At 60.5% G+C, this 14,664-nt stretch carries 7 protein-coding genes; 5 read left to right on the top strand and 2 right to left on the bottom strand.

Annotated features, from left to right (window positions below):
- Positions 1-419 precede the first annotated feature (419 nt).
- Positions 420-3,329: a sensor histidine kinase gene (locus BM400_RS10295; RefSeq protein WP_175528966.1), complete on the top strand. Its 2,910-nt coding sequence runs from the start codon at positions 420-422 to the stop codon at positions 3,327-3,329.
- Between the two features lie 227 nt (positions 3,330-3,556).
- Here the strand turns inward: BM400_RS10295 and BM400_RS10300 are convergent, their stop codons facing one another.
- A complete protein-coding gene (locus tag BM400_RS10300; protein ID WP_089839048.1) occupies positions 3,557-4,183 on the bottom strand; it encodes a response regulator transcription factor in 627 nt (208 codons plus the stop codon).
- A gap of 274 nt (positions 4,184-4,457) precedes the next feature.
- Positions 4,458-7,877: a DUF4450 domain-containing protein gene (locus BM400_RS10305; RefSeq protein WP_217644102.1), complete on the bottom strand. Its 3,420-nt coding sequence runs from the start codon at positions 7,875-7,877 to the stop codon at positions 4,458-4,460.
- Between the two features lie 361 nt (positions 7,878-8,238).
- Here BM400_RS10305 and BM400_RS10310 point away from each other — a divergent pair, with 361 nt between their 5' ends.
- The 4 genes from BM400_RS10310 (at position 8,239) to BM400_RS10325 (ending at position 14,663) form a co-directional block, all read left to right on the top strand.
- Complete coding sequence (locus BM400_RS10310) at positions 8,239-9,558, top strand: rhamnogalacturonan acetylesterase (protein ID WP_089841729.1); 1,320 nt, start codon at positions 8,239-8,241, stop codon at positions 9,556-9,558.
- 20 nt (positions 9,559-9,578) lie between these two features.
- The gene (locus BM400_RS10315; protein WP_141223871.1) at positions 9,579-11,300 is read left to right on the top strand and encodes a GH35 family beta-galactosidase; all 1,722 of its coding nucleotides are present in this window, start codon (positions 9,579-9,581) and stop codon (positions 11,298-11,300) included.
- Between the two features lie 212 nt (positions 11,301-11,512).
- Positions 11,513-12,079 (top strand): RNA polymerase sigma factor, encoded by a 567-nt coding sequence (locus tag BM400_RS10320; RefSeq protein WP_089839052.1) that lies wholly within the window; start codon positions 11,513-11,515, stop codon positions 12,077-12,079.
- Positions 12,066-14,663 carry a FecR domain-containing protein gene (locus BM400_RS10325; protein WP_175528967.1) on the top strand — a complete coding sequence of 866 codons (2,598 nt, stop codon included), beginning with the start codon at positions 12,066-12,068 and terminating at the stop codon, positions 14,661-14,663. The genes BM400_RS10320 and BM400_RS10325 overlap by 14 nt, the downstream gene beginning before the upstream one ends.
- Position 14,664 lies beyond the last annotated feature (1 nt).

Consider the following 14,664-nt stretch of genomic DNA (forward strand, 5'->3'; position numbering starts at 1 on the left):
CAGTCACGCGGAGGAGCATCAGACCTAAACCGGATTGTCCTCTCGGAAAACTTAACATGGACCAAGGCTAGATGTTCGTGACACAGTTTGGGAGCTCACGAAGGGTAATGGTGCACCAACCCTTTCGGGTGAGCGGCAACCCGGCCCGGAATGCTACCTTCAGTCATTGAGTGGGCAAGGCGGCTGCCCCCTTTGCTCCGAAGTAAACAACCGCCTGCTACCCGATGATGAAGGACGGATGCGACGTGAATCGTAAATTGCCCCACACCGTGATTCTCTTGCTCGTCCTCCTGCGAGTGACTGTGTCGAGTGGACAAGGTCCCGGCGTCAAACCTGTATCGTTCTTTCCCGAGATGAAGCCTGTCGTAGCCCACATGAGGTGGACAGGACGCGATGGAGCGCCAGGCAATATTGCCGCCATGGCTCAGACGACCGACGGATATCTTTGGCTTGGAACGCCCCTTGGCTTATATCGTTTTGACGGCCTGCAATTCGCAAGCTATCCGATGACACGGATGGAAGCAGGCCTTCCAGCTCTCGACATCGATGCGCTCACGGCTGATTCGCAGGGCGGGCTCTGGATCGGATTCCGTCTCAGCGGTGGCATCTGCCATCTTACGCGCGACGGTGTTCTTACGAATTACAACGCGGGCAACGGGCGCGGTCCGAAGTCCGTCCTCAAGATCGTCGTGCAGGGTGACCGCTCAGTATGGGCGATTGCAGATAACAAGCTACTCCTTCTGCGTGGCGATCGCTGGGTGGACTTCGGTAAGGAGCACGGTCTGCCGGATGAGCCGCTTTGGAGTCTCTTCTTCGATAGTCGCGGCAACATCTGGACTTCGGCACGTCACAAGCTCTTCGTTCTTCGTCCCGGCCATCAAACATTCGTCCTCTACCCAACCAAGACCTTCATCGTCGTGGACCTGGCCGAGATGCCAGACGGCGAGATATGGCTAAGTGACGGCTGGCGCGTCATTCGTCCTCTCGACCCCACGTCCTCCGAGAAGAAGATTTTGGTGCCGAGCTACACACGCACCTTGATTGAGCCCTCCGGGAGCATGTGGATGGCCCAGGACTATCGAGGTGTATCGCACTTTCAGGCCGCGAGGAATCATAAGCCTTCCGGACCACTCGTCGCAGAGAGCGACCTCACATCGGAACAAACAAACTCGATCCTGCGTGACCGCGATGGTGACATCTGGGTCGGCACCTCGCGCGGGCTTGACCGCTTTCATGCGTCGCCGTTGAAGTCTCTTCGCAATACTCGCGTCGAATACTATCCGGCTCTGGCCGCCGATGCGCACAGTGGTGTGTGGATCGCCATGCTGGCGCATCCCCTCGTTCACGCATCTGGCGACACCCTTTCTGCGACCGGACGCGAGATCGGATCGAGCCCGATAGTATGTGACGATCAAGGACGTGTTTGGCTTGTAGATCCGCTCTTCGACACGCTCACTGTATACGATCGCGGCAAGATGTCCCGCATCCCTGTCCCGGAAGAGGTGCATCGCGTGCCGGCGCAAAGCATAGGTTTGGACTACGACGGTGCAGTGCTTGTTTCTTTCGACGAATTTGGTTTGTGGCGTTTTGATGGCCAGTGGAAACGGGTCCAGGATGCGAGCCTGCCGTCAGAACATCCACTCACGGTCTTCCGCGACAAAGAACGTCATGTCTGGCTCGGCTATCCCGATGGACGCATCCTCATGCGGGATGAACATGGCGTTCACGCGCTTACCCCGCAGCAAAGCGCAGATCTTGGCAATATTCTTACATTTGCGGTATTCCGCGATAGGCTCTGGGCCGCGGGAGCAAACGGACTCGCTTACCTCGATCACGGAGCCTTCCAGCGCGTCTCTCTCAGTGGAGACGCCCCTCTGCGAGGCATCTCGGGAATTGTAGAGGATCGGTACAAGAGTCTTTGGCTGAACACAAGCGTTGGCATTGTTCGCATTGTTGCGTCGGAGCTGGATAAGTTATCTATCGGCCAGAAGTCACTCGAATACGATTTGCTTGACGATCGACAAGGCGTCGAGGGGACCGCAACCCAGATCAAGCCCACTCCATCGGCAGTGGAGGACAAGGAAGGACTGCTGTGGTTTTCGATGTCGGGTGCGGTCTACTCGTTGGATTCTGAAGCTCTCTCCGTGCGCAAGTCTGTTCCCGCCTTGTCCTTGCAGAACGTCTCCATGAATGGGGTATCGATCATCGATCGCGAGCATTCATCCACCTCGATCACGACAAGCGCCAACTCGCTAAAAGAACTCGAGATCGACTACATCGGAATTGATCTTTCCTCGCCGGAGAAAGTGACCTATCAGTACATGCTCGAGGGCGAAGACAAGGTCTGGCGTGAAGTCGGCAATCGCCGACAGGCGTTCTACACCCATCTCAGGCCGGGGAAGTATCGTTTTCGTGTGCGTGCCTGGAATGGAACGGCCCCGTGGCAAGAGCTTTCCACGCCGCTTGTCTTCACCATCACGCCTGCCTTCTATCAGACCGTCTGGTTCTATCTGCTTGCGATACTTGTCGTTCTCATGTTCCTCTATCTCATCTATCTTCTTCGTGTGCAGTACCTCACGAACCTCCTTAAAGATCGTTTGAAAGAGCGCTCGGACGAACGTCTGCGGATCGCGCGCGCCCTGCACGATACGTTGCTGCAGTCGGTCCATGGTCTGATGCTGCGCTTCCACTTTGCAGCCCAGACTCTTGCGGAAGACACCCCCGCGCGACAATCCCTGGAGGCTGCTCTCGTGCGCGCCGATTCCGTCTATCAGGAGACCCGTAGCCAGGTTGAATCCTTGCGCTACGACGTGGCGGAGCGGACCGATCTCGTCAGTCTCATCGCCAGGCGCGCCCAGGAATTGGAGATCGAACAGAGCATGACCTTCCAGATCGTCGAGAACGGCCAGCGGCAATCTCTCAACGGAATCGCCCAGGAAGAGCTCTACCGCATCGCCAGTGAAGCGCTAACCAACACTGTCCTTCATGCCAGGGCCACAAGCGCCGAGGTCATCCTCACCTATGATGGCTCCGAGCTTCTGATGAAATGCTGCGACACGGGCATCGGTCTTCCTCCGCTTGTGCTCGCCAGCGGTCAGCGCACTGGACATTGGGGGCTCATCGGGATGCGAGAGCGCGCTGCGACGATCGAAGGCAAGCTGCAGATATGGAGTGCCAAGGGACGCGGAACCGAGATCGAGGTGCGCGTACCCGCCAGAAGAGCCTATCTTTACTCGAACAAGCGCTTCGTATGGTGGCAACGCCTCTTACAGTTTCGCCGCACGGCGACCGGGCTGGACTCTGATCCCGATATCCTGGGCAGCAAGTGAAGCTGGCCGTCTCCGTACCAGCAGAGGTGCGGAGGGCAGAACGACCATCGCCATGCTTGCGGCTGCCGCCAGCATGGAATGAAGCATCTGATGAAACATAGACATCTCCTTAAGCGAACTCGGATGCGTCGTTCGTCACGACTCCATGAGTATGGCCCTTGAGACTTCAAGTGGGGATGCCCCTTGCGAAGGGGAAATCCATGACTACATCGGGTATATGCGGAACCTTACCCCTCGATAAAGCCGCGCTTGATTGCAATCATGACCGCATGGGTCCGGTCATTCGCCTGAAGCTTGGCGAGGATGCTCTTCATATGCCCCTTCACCGTATCTTCCGTAATGAAGAGCTTGTCCGCGACGATCTTGTTGGAAGAGCCCGCAGCTACCTCGCGCAGCACCTGTGTCTCGCGTTCCGAGAGTCTATCCGCGCTATAGTGATTCGCGATCTCCGAGGCGATCTGCATCGGAATGTGCCGCTGCCCCGCATACGCCTGCCGGATCGTATCGATCAGTTCCGTGCGCAACATTCCTTTCAACAGATACCCCACTGCCCCAAGCTTCAGTGCGCGCGAAGCCTGAATATCGCCCGAGTAGGTCGTCAGAATCACGATGCGAGCCTGCGGAAACTCCTTCCGAATCTCTGCGGTGGCCTCGATCCCGTTCATCCCCGGCATCTGTAGATCCATCAAGGTTACGTCGGGTCTATATTTTCGAAAGGCTTCAATGGCTTCGTTTCCATTGGTCGCCTCTCCCACGAGCTCCATATCGCTCTGCTGCAGCAGGGCATAGGCAATGCCGTCCCGCACGATGGGGTGATCGTCGACACAGAGAATTCTGATCTTTTTTGGAGACATGGTAACCTCACGCTTCTCTGCCGGAAAACAGGAGACAGATTGAGCCAACTACGAGACAGAATATATCACGCAGGCACATGCATCTCTCTCACCCGAAAGGGTGGATCAAAAGTGAGGTAGAACCCGGGTCGGTGCATGCATGGTTTTCTAAAGGTGTTCCGGGTTGGCGATGCGAAATTCCCCATGTTTCACCAGAGACTTTTTGGTGGTGCAGAACGTGGGCGAATGGATGGAAAAGCTGGACAGCGTGTGGTGAACGGAGGGTCTCTTGTTCTCAGCGTGTGGTTCGTCCGGGGCGTTCGAGCGTCAGGCTCATGAGGCCGATGACGGAGTCGTTGGAGAGGGTGCGGAGGGTAAGATCTTTGAGTTGCCGGTTGGGGTCCAGGGGGAGGTCGAGTACGGTGGCTGCTCCGCCCGCAACTTCGCGGCCCTGACCCTTGAAGGTGGCGAGGTCGAGCAGACGAATCTGGCCTGTCCTGAGATCGACACGCGGAGGAAGTGGCGCTTCGAGCGGGAACTGAAAGTCGTCGATGAAGTAGTCCTGCTCGATGGGCCACCATGTTTCGGGGTTGCGCAGGGCGAGACGCGTTGAAGTCCCATCGGTATAGCGGATGACAATCTCACCGTTGTCCATGCGGCTTTGCATGAAGCTGGTCGAACCCGCCATAAGGAAGAAGGCGTGGCTTGCCCTTCCGCCGAGGGGGAACGTGACCGCGTGGGGATAGTTCTCCCATTGGGATGTAAAGACGATGTTGCGGGCTTCGGGTGCGGATGGGGTTGCGAACGAGATGCCATCGGGCATCGTGAGCCTGTCTCCGTGGCTGGCGGCGGTGGCGCGCAGGCCGGAGTCGTCGATGACCGGCAGGGTGTTAAGGTGCCCGGCCCAGGCTCCGACGCCCTGCCAGGGCTGTTCGAGGCTGACGCCCTGTGCTCGGGGCGACAGGTACTTGCCTTTGGCAAAGATGGCGGAGACGCGATCGTTGAAATGGCCGGTGAGGTCCACGGTCTCGTAAGCCGACGCGGTGCGTAGGGCGTGCCAGTCGAAGGGTATGGGCGGGGTGGATGGTTGGATGGGTGGGATGGGTTCGGGTGCCCACCAGGTGAAGGAGCCGAGGGCCATGCGGTGGAAGTCGCCGTTGCGTGCGCCGGGTTTGGCGGTCGTGTCATCCGGATGCAGCTCGGTGCCGGACCACTCGATCTCGATATGTGCGGCTGACGTGAGCGTGGTCTGCACGACCAGGAGTGGACGGCCCGCGGCTTCAGGGTCTGAGGTCCAGTGCGCTGCAACTCCATTGATCTTGAGGCTGGCCACCCCGGTGAAGGCGGCAGGGATGCGGAGGGTGAGTTTGTTGAAGCGGCCCGCTGCGTTTTGCGTGACGTCCCAGGTGTCGGCTTTTTCTTTACGAAGGAAGCTGACGCTAAGGTCGGGGTGCGTGATGCTTGCGTGGTTCCATTGGGTGGGGAAGCCGGGCGTAATGGTGAGGGAACCGTCGAGTGCATCGGGGTGGATGCCGAAGAGACCTTCGACGATCGCTCGCGAGATAGTGCCGGCGCTGTCGCCGAAGTCGCGCTGGCTCTCCCTTCGATAGGCGTCGTACAGGTTCATGGTGCCGACATTTCCGGGGGACAGGCCCATGTACATGCTGGCGAGCAGACCGCCCTTGGCGATGACAAAGGCGTCCTGGCTGTGTCCTCCTTCCCAGAGGGCGAGCGCGGTGTTCATGTTTTCGTCGAGGACGACGTTGTTGATGGACCAGGAGTAAGGCATCCAATCGGTCTCGGACAGGACGTGATAACGCGCGTCGTCGGGGACGCCCGGGCCCTGCACGGGGATTCGCTTCCATTTTCCGAGAAGCGCAGAGCCCATGGACCACGCTTCGCGCGGAGTTACCGCCTCTTCGTCGACCGTGTGGTAAAAGTTCCAGAGACCGTAGTCGGCATGGAGGAGTTGGTTGCCGGTGAGGTCCTTGTACTCGGCGAAGGTGCGGGCCTCGGGCATCCAGAGCAAGGTGTGCATGGCCTGGAGGATGCGGTCTGCCTCCTCCGTGTACGGTCTGGGGTCGACACCGGCGAGGACGGCGATACGGGCGGCCGTACGGTTGGCGTACACGTTGTAGGCAGAGCCGTAGGCGGTGCCCCCACCGTTGTAGTAGAGGTCGTCGCTGGCCCAGATGCTGGCGTAGGCCTCGTAGAGCGGCAGCTTGTCCGGTCCATACTCGCGGCGGAAGAGGCGTCGCTCCCAGGCGAGATGACGTTCGAGCACAGGCCACACTTGTCGAGCGTAGTCGCGGTCGCCGGTCCAGAGCAGATGCCGTACGAGGGCGTCGATGAAGACCATGTTCATGTCGTAGTGCGAGTTGGAGAGGTCGCCGTTGGAGTGGAGGCCGGGCTCGTTGCGCGCCATGTTGGCTTTGGGGTCAGGGCCTGGAATGACCGCAGGGATCGGCTTGCGGTTCTGGTTGGGAACCCATGTCTCGAAGTTCTCGCGGGCCCGGTCGTGCCAGCCGAGGTCGTCGAGGGCGTAGGGGCCGCGCCAGCCAAGGAGCTTGGTCCGCCAGGCAATGGCTCCGTGCATGATGGCGTGCGCGTCATCGTCCCAGAGGGCGTCGGCGACCACGTTGAGCGCTGCCATGGCGGTATCGAGATAAGGATCGGGGGTCTCGATCCTGACCTTGTCCCGCAAGGCCGCGAAGTGGCTTTCCGTCGTCGTGAAAAGGCCGGGAAGACGGTCGCGCTCGAAGGCGGGCGGCAGAGGGAGCGGCTGGCGTTTCGGCGCGCTGCCGGCAACGGGCGCGGTGACCTCGCGGTAGATGCTGAGATCCTGCGACTGCGTGGCGCCGGTGAGACGTTGGAGGGAGAGCAGCAAAGGCTTGTCCGATGCGAAGGGGGCACGACCGACGACAATGGGGTGGGTGGAGGCGGTGGTGGTCGCGGCGAGGAGCGCAGGCAGGTCGTTCCAACTGGCTGCATCCGCCAGATGCTGCTGGGTGCCGGCGGGCGTGATGCCGGCGATGTCGGCGTGCTCGCTGTGGAGCGTGAAGCCCTGGCCGGTGAACGTGAAGGTGTTGCCTTCGGCGAAGGCGGGTTGCAACTGAAAGTAATGTGAGATCGGTACGCGCTCGGTGCCGATATCGCCATCGCGTGACCCTCGTTGTCCGTTGACGCCACCGTAGGCCCAAAGGAGCTCGGCCCCGCCGGCGAGGTGCTGGGCCTGCGCGCGGACGATCAGGCCTTCGGTCGCGGCGTAAGCGAGGACCTCAAGGGTGATGCGGGCGTCAGGGCCGAGGATGGGGTCGGCGATGGTGTAGAGGAGTTCGCCGGGACGATAACGGGTGACGATATGCCGGGCGTCCTTGAGCCAGAGCGTCTTGCCTGCGATCGCGATGCCAAGGCGGAGGTTGCCGCCACGGCCTGGAAGGTAGAGGGTGAACTCGGGCTTGTCGCCTCCATCGACCCGAAAGGCGGTGTTGCCGCCATAGAGCGACCGGTTGAAGAACTCGATGCCATCCTCGATGACGAAGTCGCGGTCCTGCGGTCGATACCGCAGCGGCCTGTCGATGTTGCCGGTGAGATTGGGCTGCAGCCCGGCGGTTGCGGTGATGGCGGTGGCCTGACCGGTCTGCGCGACGGCACAGAGACTGCCGAGAACAACGGACGCGACGAGGGTCGCACGGAACAGAGAGTTGGTATGCACCGCCGGGCCCTTTCGATGGCGTCAGTCTATGGAGCGGTTGATGGCTGGGTTCGTTGGCGAAAACGGGAGCGAGGGAATGCCGGGGAGGTTTCTTTTGAGAATATGTTCCTCCTTTGGAGCATGCTGAGTATACTTCTGCCGGATGGATTTTGTCCGCTGGGATCAGCCCCGGTTGGACCGGCCAGCTGTTGGGCATGGGGGCGGCTGCTGCTTTCCTGCTGATCGGAGGGACGGTGCGGCGGTGGGGAATGATCAATACGAAAATAATTCCTCATAATAGATGCATCGCTGTAGGATGTGCGGTGCGAGCAGCACGGCTCCCGGCGGGGCTGGGGAAGATAAGGAAATGGGGAAGATCAAGATGCGACAGAGGAAATACGGGTGGACGATGCTGCTGCTGTGCGGTGTGTGTGTATCGGCTTCAGCGCAGAAGGCGATCGAGTTTACGTGCGGGAAGCAGGCCAAGGGGGCGATTTCGCTCAGCGCGGAGAAGAGGTACACCGCTCCGGCGGAGAGCGATGCGACGGGCAGACCGGCCTTCGGGTTCGATCTGGTGGCCTCTCCGGATCAGTTCGCCGGAGGTGCCTGCGCGAGCGATCATGCCTTCTTTTTTTCGGTCGCGGTTCCCGATGGCAACTACCAGGTGACCGTGGTGCTGGGTTCCGGCGCGCGCTCGACGACGACGGTAAGGGCGGAATCCCGGAGGCTCTTCGTCGATAAGAGGTCTTTGGCGGCGGGCGCTTCCGCGACCGAGGTGTTCAATGTGAATGTCCGCACGGCAGATATTGCCGGGGGAAGCGGCGTGGGCGCGAAGGTGCGGCTGAAGCCGCGCGAGATTGGTGCGCTGGACTGGGATGAGAAGCTGACGCTTGAGTTCAATGGCGAACACCCGAGCGTGCGGTCGATCGCGGTGAGGCCGATCGGCGATGTGCCGACGGTGTATATGGCCGGGGATTCGACGATGGTCGACCAGGACAAAGAACCCTGGGCGGCATGGGGACAGATGTTGCCGGTCTTCTTCGGGCCGAGGGTGGTGATTGCGAATGAGGCGGAGTCGGGAGAGACGATTCGCAGCTTTACCGGGGAGCGCCGCTTCGACAAGATCATGTCGACGATCAAGAAGGGCGACTACCTGATCATCCAGTTTGCGCACAACGACCAGAAGAATGGATCTCCGGAGACGACGGACTTCCAAGGTTCGCTGGCGAAGTATGTGGATGCGGTGACGGCCAAGGGCGCGCATCCGATTCTCGTGACGGCGATGAACCGGCGCACGTTCGACGCGGAGGGGCACATTACGGATTCCCTGGGGGGCTATCCGCAGGCGACGCGCGCGTTTGCCGAGGAACGTAAGCTGCCGCTGATCGATTTGAATGCCATGAGCAAGACGCTGTATGAGGCGATGGGGCAGGATGGGACGATCAAGGCGTTCGTGCATTATCCGGCCAACACGTTTCCGGGGCAGACCACGGAGCTGAAGGATGACACGCACTTCAACTCCTATGGCGCGTACGAACTGGCGCGGGCCGTGGTCCAGAGCATGCGCGACCAGAAGATGCCGCTGGCGGCGTATCTGAAGGCGGGGATTCCGGCTTTCGATCCGGCGCATCCGGATAGCGTGGCGACGTTCGATCTGCCTCGGAGTCCGTTGTTCGAGTTGGAGAAGCCGTACGGAAAGTAGCGGAGCCGGGGAGGGTGTTCATGAGTATGCAAGCGATGCGTCGCGCAGGCCGGATGCTCCTGATGGTTTTCCTGGGGGCGGGCACTGCGAGTGCGCAGACCATGGCGCATCTGGAGAAGCACGGGGCGGCGACGCAGTTGATCGTCGATGGACAACCCTACCTGGTGCTGGGCGGGGAACTCGCGAACACGGCGTCGTCGAGCATGGAGTATATGAAACCGGTGTGGCCGCGACTGGCCAGGATGCACTTGAACACGGTGCTGACGGGGATGTCTTGGGCGCAGTTTGAGCCTGAAGAGGGGAAGTACGACTATGCGCTGGTGGACGATCTGCTGGCTGGCGCGCGGGCGCAGAACCTGAAGGTGATCTTTGTCTGGTTCGGGAGTTGGAAGAATGGGTTGTCCAGCTTCGCGCCGGCTTGGGTGAAAGCGGACCAGAGGCGATTTCCGCGGGCGGAGCTGGGGTCCGGAAGGTCGATCGAGGTACTTTCGACGCTGAGTGCGGAGAACCTGAAGGCGGATTCCAATGCGTATCGGGCCTTCATGCATCATCTGCGCGAGGTGGACGCGGAGAAGCATACCGTGATCATGATCCAGGTCGAAAACGAAGTGGGCGTTCTGGGAGATTCGCGCGACCGGAGTCCGGCCGCGAACGAAGCATTTGCCAGAGCGGTGCCAAAGCAACTGATGGACTCTCTGCGGATGCATGTGGCGACTCTGCGGCCGGCGTTGAAGAAGGCGTGGGACGCGAACGGCGATAAGACGGATGGGACCTGGAGCGAAGTCTTCGGAAGTGGCATGGCGGATGAGATCTTCATGGCGTGGAACTATGCGCGCTACATGAACCAGGTGACGAAGGCAGGGAAGGCAGAGTATCCCGTCCCGGTGTTTACGAATACGTGGATCGTGCAGCCGGAGGACCGCGGGCCGGGAGACTATCCGAGCGGATGCCCGGAGCCGGATGTGCTGGACATATGGCGTGCCGGTGGGCCCGACATCGACATCAACGCGCCCGACATCTACCTTCCGAACTTCGCGGAGTGGGTGGCCCGGTTCCACCAGAATGGCAATCCGTTGTTTGTGCCGGAGTCGCGTGGCGACACTTCCGGCGTAGCCAATGCGTTCTATGCGATCGGCCAACACGACGCGATCGGATACTCTCCCTTTGGGATCGATAGCGTGTCGCGCCTGATGGCGGCGTCTGCGGATCCGGAGCAAGGCGGCTCGGTCGATGTGCAGAGTCTTCCTTTGGCCAAGGGGTATGACGTGCTGGGGCAGCTTGCGCCGCTGATTCTCAAGCACCAGGGGACTGGATCGATCGGTGCGGTCGTCCTGAACGCTGGGGAGCTGAACCGGTCCCTCAATGTGGGGCAGTACAGCGTCACGGTCAGTGCGGTTCAGAATCGACGGTCGGCGGCGGTGGCTTCCACGACCGCGGAAGCGGCACCGGCCTACGCGATGGTCATCGCGACTGGGCCGGAGGAATACGTCATCGCGGGCAGCAATGTCGAGATCACGTTCTCACCCAACACGCCGGGTCCGCCGATTGCAGGATTGGCACAGGTTCATGCTGGACACTACGCGGAGGGAGTGTGGATGCCGGGCCGGTGGCTGAACGGGGATGACGTGCTGCTGAACTATAAACTCGCCGAGGCGGCTGCGACGAACCAGTCCGGAAGCGGTCTGCGATTTGCGGCCGATGGGCCCTCCATTCAAAAGGTAAAGCTCTACCGGTACAGATAAAGCATCCTTGGTTGGCGAGGATCCACGCTTGGCGAAGGCCGGCGAGGCGCACGGGTGCGCGCCATCTGCGGGGCTTTGTGGGCAATGAACTCAGGAGACGCTCCGCTGGCGCGGGGATGGGGTCAGCGTGTGCCGGGACGGAACATCGTGAGACCTTCCCGCGTAGATGCTGCCACCTGCATTAATAAATCTCAACGCGGTGCGTCATCTCTATGAAGAAGCAAGAAGGTGAACCCTTGGCTGCTGCCAGCATGATCATTCCGACGATGGAAAGCATTTCGCAACTCTTCGCGGAGCACTACCGCCGCGTGCTGCTGGCTGCTCATCGCATCACGGGCAATATGGCAGATGCGGAAGATATCGCACAGGGTTTGTTCCTGAGGCTGGCAAGCACTGATCGACCGATCGACAACGTGGGGAGCTACCTCCATCGTGCGGCGATCAACGGAGCGCTCGACCTGCTGCGGAGGCGAAAGAGTGCAGCGACCGAGCCGCTGGATCAGGCGGTTGAGGTCGTGTCGGTCAGTCGTCGAAGCTCACCGGAGTCCGAGGTTTCAAGCCGGCAACTGGGGGAGGCATTGCGCACTGCGATCGGGGAGTTGCCCCCAAGAGCAGCGGAGATGTTTGCCTTGCGCTACTTCGAGGAACTGGGAAACAAAGAGATCGCAACGATGATGGGAACTTCGCAGGCCGCGGTCGCTGTGACGCTTCACAACACGCGATCCAGGCTCAAGAAGCGACTTTTAGAAATGGATGGGAAGATCAATGAGACACGATAGCGAATCCTTACTTGAGACGGCGATTCAATCCATTCACGCGGCTGAACCGGATGCCACACAGGTCTCTGCCTCCGCACAGCGAGTGGCGGATCGTCTCGGCATCGAATCGACGCGTAGCTTGGATTTCTCCGCCTCCTCCGCGATCGAGAGCTGTGCGGATGTGCAGGGTCTGCTTGGTTCGTATCGTGCCGGGACCCTGTCCGCAGCACGTACACTTCTGATTCAGGCCCACCTGCGCGAGTGTGGAGAGTGCCACCGCACCTATCACGGTGGGTTGGGATCGACTGGACTGGACTGGTCGGCACCCCATGCGTCGCGAGCTCTTACGTGGAGCTTCCGCCTGCCCCGCTGGGCCATCGCCCCTGCACTCGCCGTTCTGGCTCTGACGTTTGTGTTGTATCGCGCGTTCTGGCAAGTTCCTCCCGGCGTTCGCGCGGAGGTGGTGTCGATCGACGGATCTGCTTCACGCATCTCAGATGCAGGGGACGCCCCGATCGCGGCAGGCGACACGTTGCACGAGGGAGAGCATCTGCGAACGAGCGGCGGAGCCCACGCCGTGCTGCGTCTTTCGGACGGTTCCACGGTCGAGGTCAACGAACGAAGCGTTCTCTCCGTCGGGGCGAGAGGCCGCAACATGACGGTCGCGGTCGATAACGGAGCGGTGATCGTGCAGGCGGCCAAGCGGACCGCGGGCCACCTGTACGTGAAGACTCCGGACTGCCGTGTTGCTGTCACCGGTACGGTCTTCTCGGTCAACGCCGGGATCAAGGGTTCACGGGTCGCGGTATTGGAAGGAACCGTGCATGTGACGCACGGCGGTCTCGAGACGCTGATGCATGCGGGCGACCAGGTATCGACGAACGACAATTTGAGCTCGGAGCCCGTCGACCGGCAGATTGCATGGAGCCGCAACCTCGACACGTATCTTCCTCTGCTTGCGCAGTTCGGCACGCTGCAACACAGGATCGATCAGATTCCAACGCCACCGCTCCGGTATACGAGTGATCTGCTTGGGCGTGTTCCTGCGAACACCTTGCTGTACGTGAGCATTCCCAATCTCGGCAATTTTCTGAGCGAAGCGAACAACATCTTTCACGACCAGTTGAAGCAGAGCCCGGCGCTCCAGCAGTGGTGGGAGAGTGGGGCGCATCACAATACCGCGCAGCTTGATGCTCTCGTCAATCAGCTTCACCAGGTGAGCGAGTATCTGGGCGATGAAGTTGTGGTCGCAGGGGTGCAACAGCCGGAGAGTCCCCGGCCAAACCCCGGGTTCGCGATCGTCGCCGATCTTCAGAGGGGCGGACTGGGCGATGTGCTGAGGGTGACGGCTCCAGCGATTGTTGTGTTCGACGAAGCTTCCCTTGCGACTGCTCCAACGCAGGATCGGCCGGGTCTGTTCGCTCTTGTCCGGCAGCATGAAGCCGTCTTCTCCAGCAGCGTTACCGTCCTTAGACAGATGAACGCACAGTTGAACGGCAACGCAAGCAGCTTCGCAGCTGGCGATTTCGGGCAGCAGATTGCCGCGGCCTACAGTCGTGGAGCCGGCATCATTCTTGCAGCAGACCTTCATCAGATGCTGCACACTGTGTCCGAGAGAGGCCGCGACACGCCAAGCACGCAAAACGCCTTGCAGAGCAGCGGCATGGATAGTGTTCGGTATCTCATCGCGGAGCACCGCGAACGCAATGGATTGCCTGATAACCATGTGAATCTGCAGTTCGCCGGGGCGAGGCAGGGTGCAGCTTCATGGCTTGCAGGTCCGGCTCCGATCGGGTCGCTTGAGTTCGTTACTCCAAACGCAGCCATCGCAGTCGCATTTCTCTCGAAGGACCCTGTAGCGATCGCCGACGACATGATGAAGATGGCGCGACCCTCCGGCGCATCGGCGAGCAGTGGCTGGAGCGAGGAAGAGGCGAAGTTGCAGATCAGTGTCCGCAACGATCTCGCCGCGAATCTTGGTGGAGACTTCCTGATGTCTCTCGATGGTGCGGTGCTGCCCAGCCCGGCCTGGAAGGCTGTCGTCGAAGTTCGTAACGCCGAGCAGCTTGAGAGAACCCTCGAACGACTTGCGGATGCGATGCGCAGCCAGCCCGGCGGCAATCATGCGCATGACATTGCGATCCACACAAGCCAGAGCAACGGCCAGACTTTTTACTCGATCGACGATGTCGCATCCGGCGCTGCCATGGCGCACTATACATTTGCGGATGGTTATATGATCCTCGCTCCGCATCGCGCTCTTCTGCTGCAGGCGCTGCAGGCGCATGCGAGCGGCAACTCGCTGGCGCGTTCCGCGGCCTTCAAGGCGCTCCTGCCGAAAGACGAGAATGCAAACTACTCCGCTCTTGTGTACCAGAATATCGGCCCGGTGTTGACGCCTTTGCTCTCTCATGTGAGCGGCGAGTCGGCACAGGCTTTGACCCAACTCGCAGCGGATGGCCGGCCTACCGCGATCTGCGCATGGGGGAAGGAGAACAACATTGAAGCCGCCAGCAACAGTCATCTCTTCGGCTTCGACCTCCTGGCGCTCGAAGCTCTCGTTCATCCAGGGAACAAGCGTTCAGGGGTAAGCGTACGTGAATAGC

The organism is Granulicella pectinivorans (assembly GCF_900114625.1).
Lineage (GTDB): Bacteria > Acidobacteriota > Terriglobia > Terriglobales > Acidobacteriaceae > Edaphobacter > Edaphobacter pectinivorans.

Bases quoted from the DNA above. Each gene is read 5' to 3' on its own strand.
- BM400_RS10295 (WP_175528966.1), top strand. From the start codon at position 420: ATGGCTCAGACGACCGACGGATATCTTTGGCTTGGAACGCCCCTTGGC.
- BM400_RS10300 (WP_089839048.1), bottom strand. From the start codon at position 4,183: ATGTCTCCAAAAAAGATCAGAATTCTCTGTGTCGACGATCACCCCATC.
- BM400_RS10310 (WP_089841729.1), top strand. From the start codon at position 8,239: ATGCGACAGAGGAAATACGGGTGGACGATGCTGCTGCTGTGCGGTGTG.
- BM400_RS10315 (WP_141223871.1), top strand. From the start codon at position 9,579: ATGAGTATGCAAGCGATGCGTCGCGCAGGCCGGATGCTCCTGATGGTT.
- BM400_RS10320 (WP_089839052.1), top strand. From the start codon at position 11,513: ATGAAGAAGCAAGAAGGTGAACCCTTGGCTGCTGCCAGCATGATCATT.
- BM400_RS10325 (WP_175528967.1), top strand. From the start codon at position 12,066: ATGAGACACGATAGCGAATCCTTACTTGAGACGGCGATTCAATCCATT.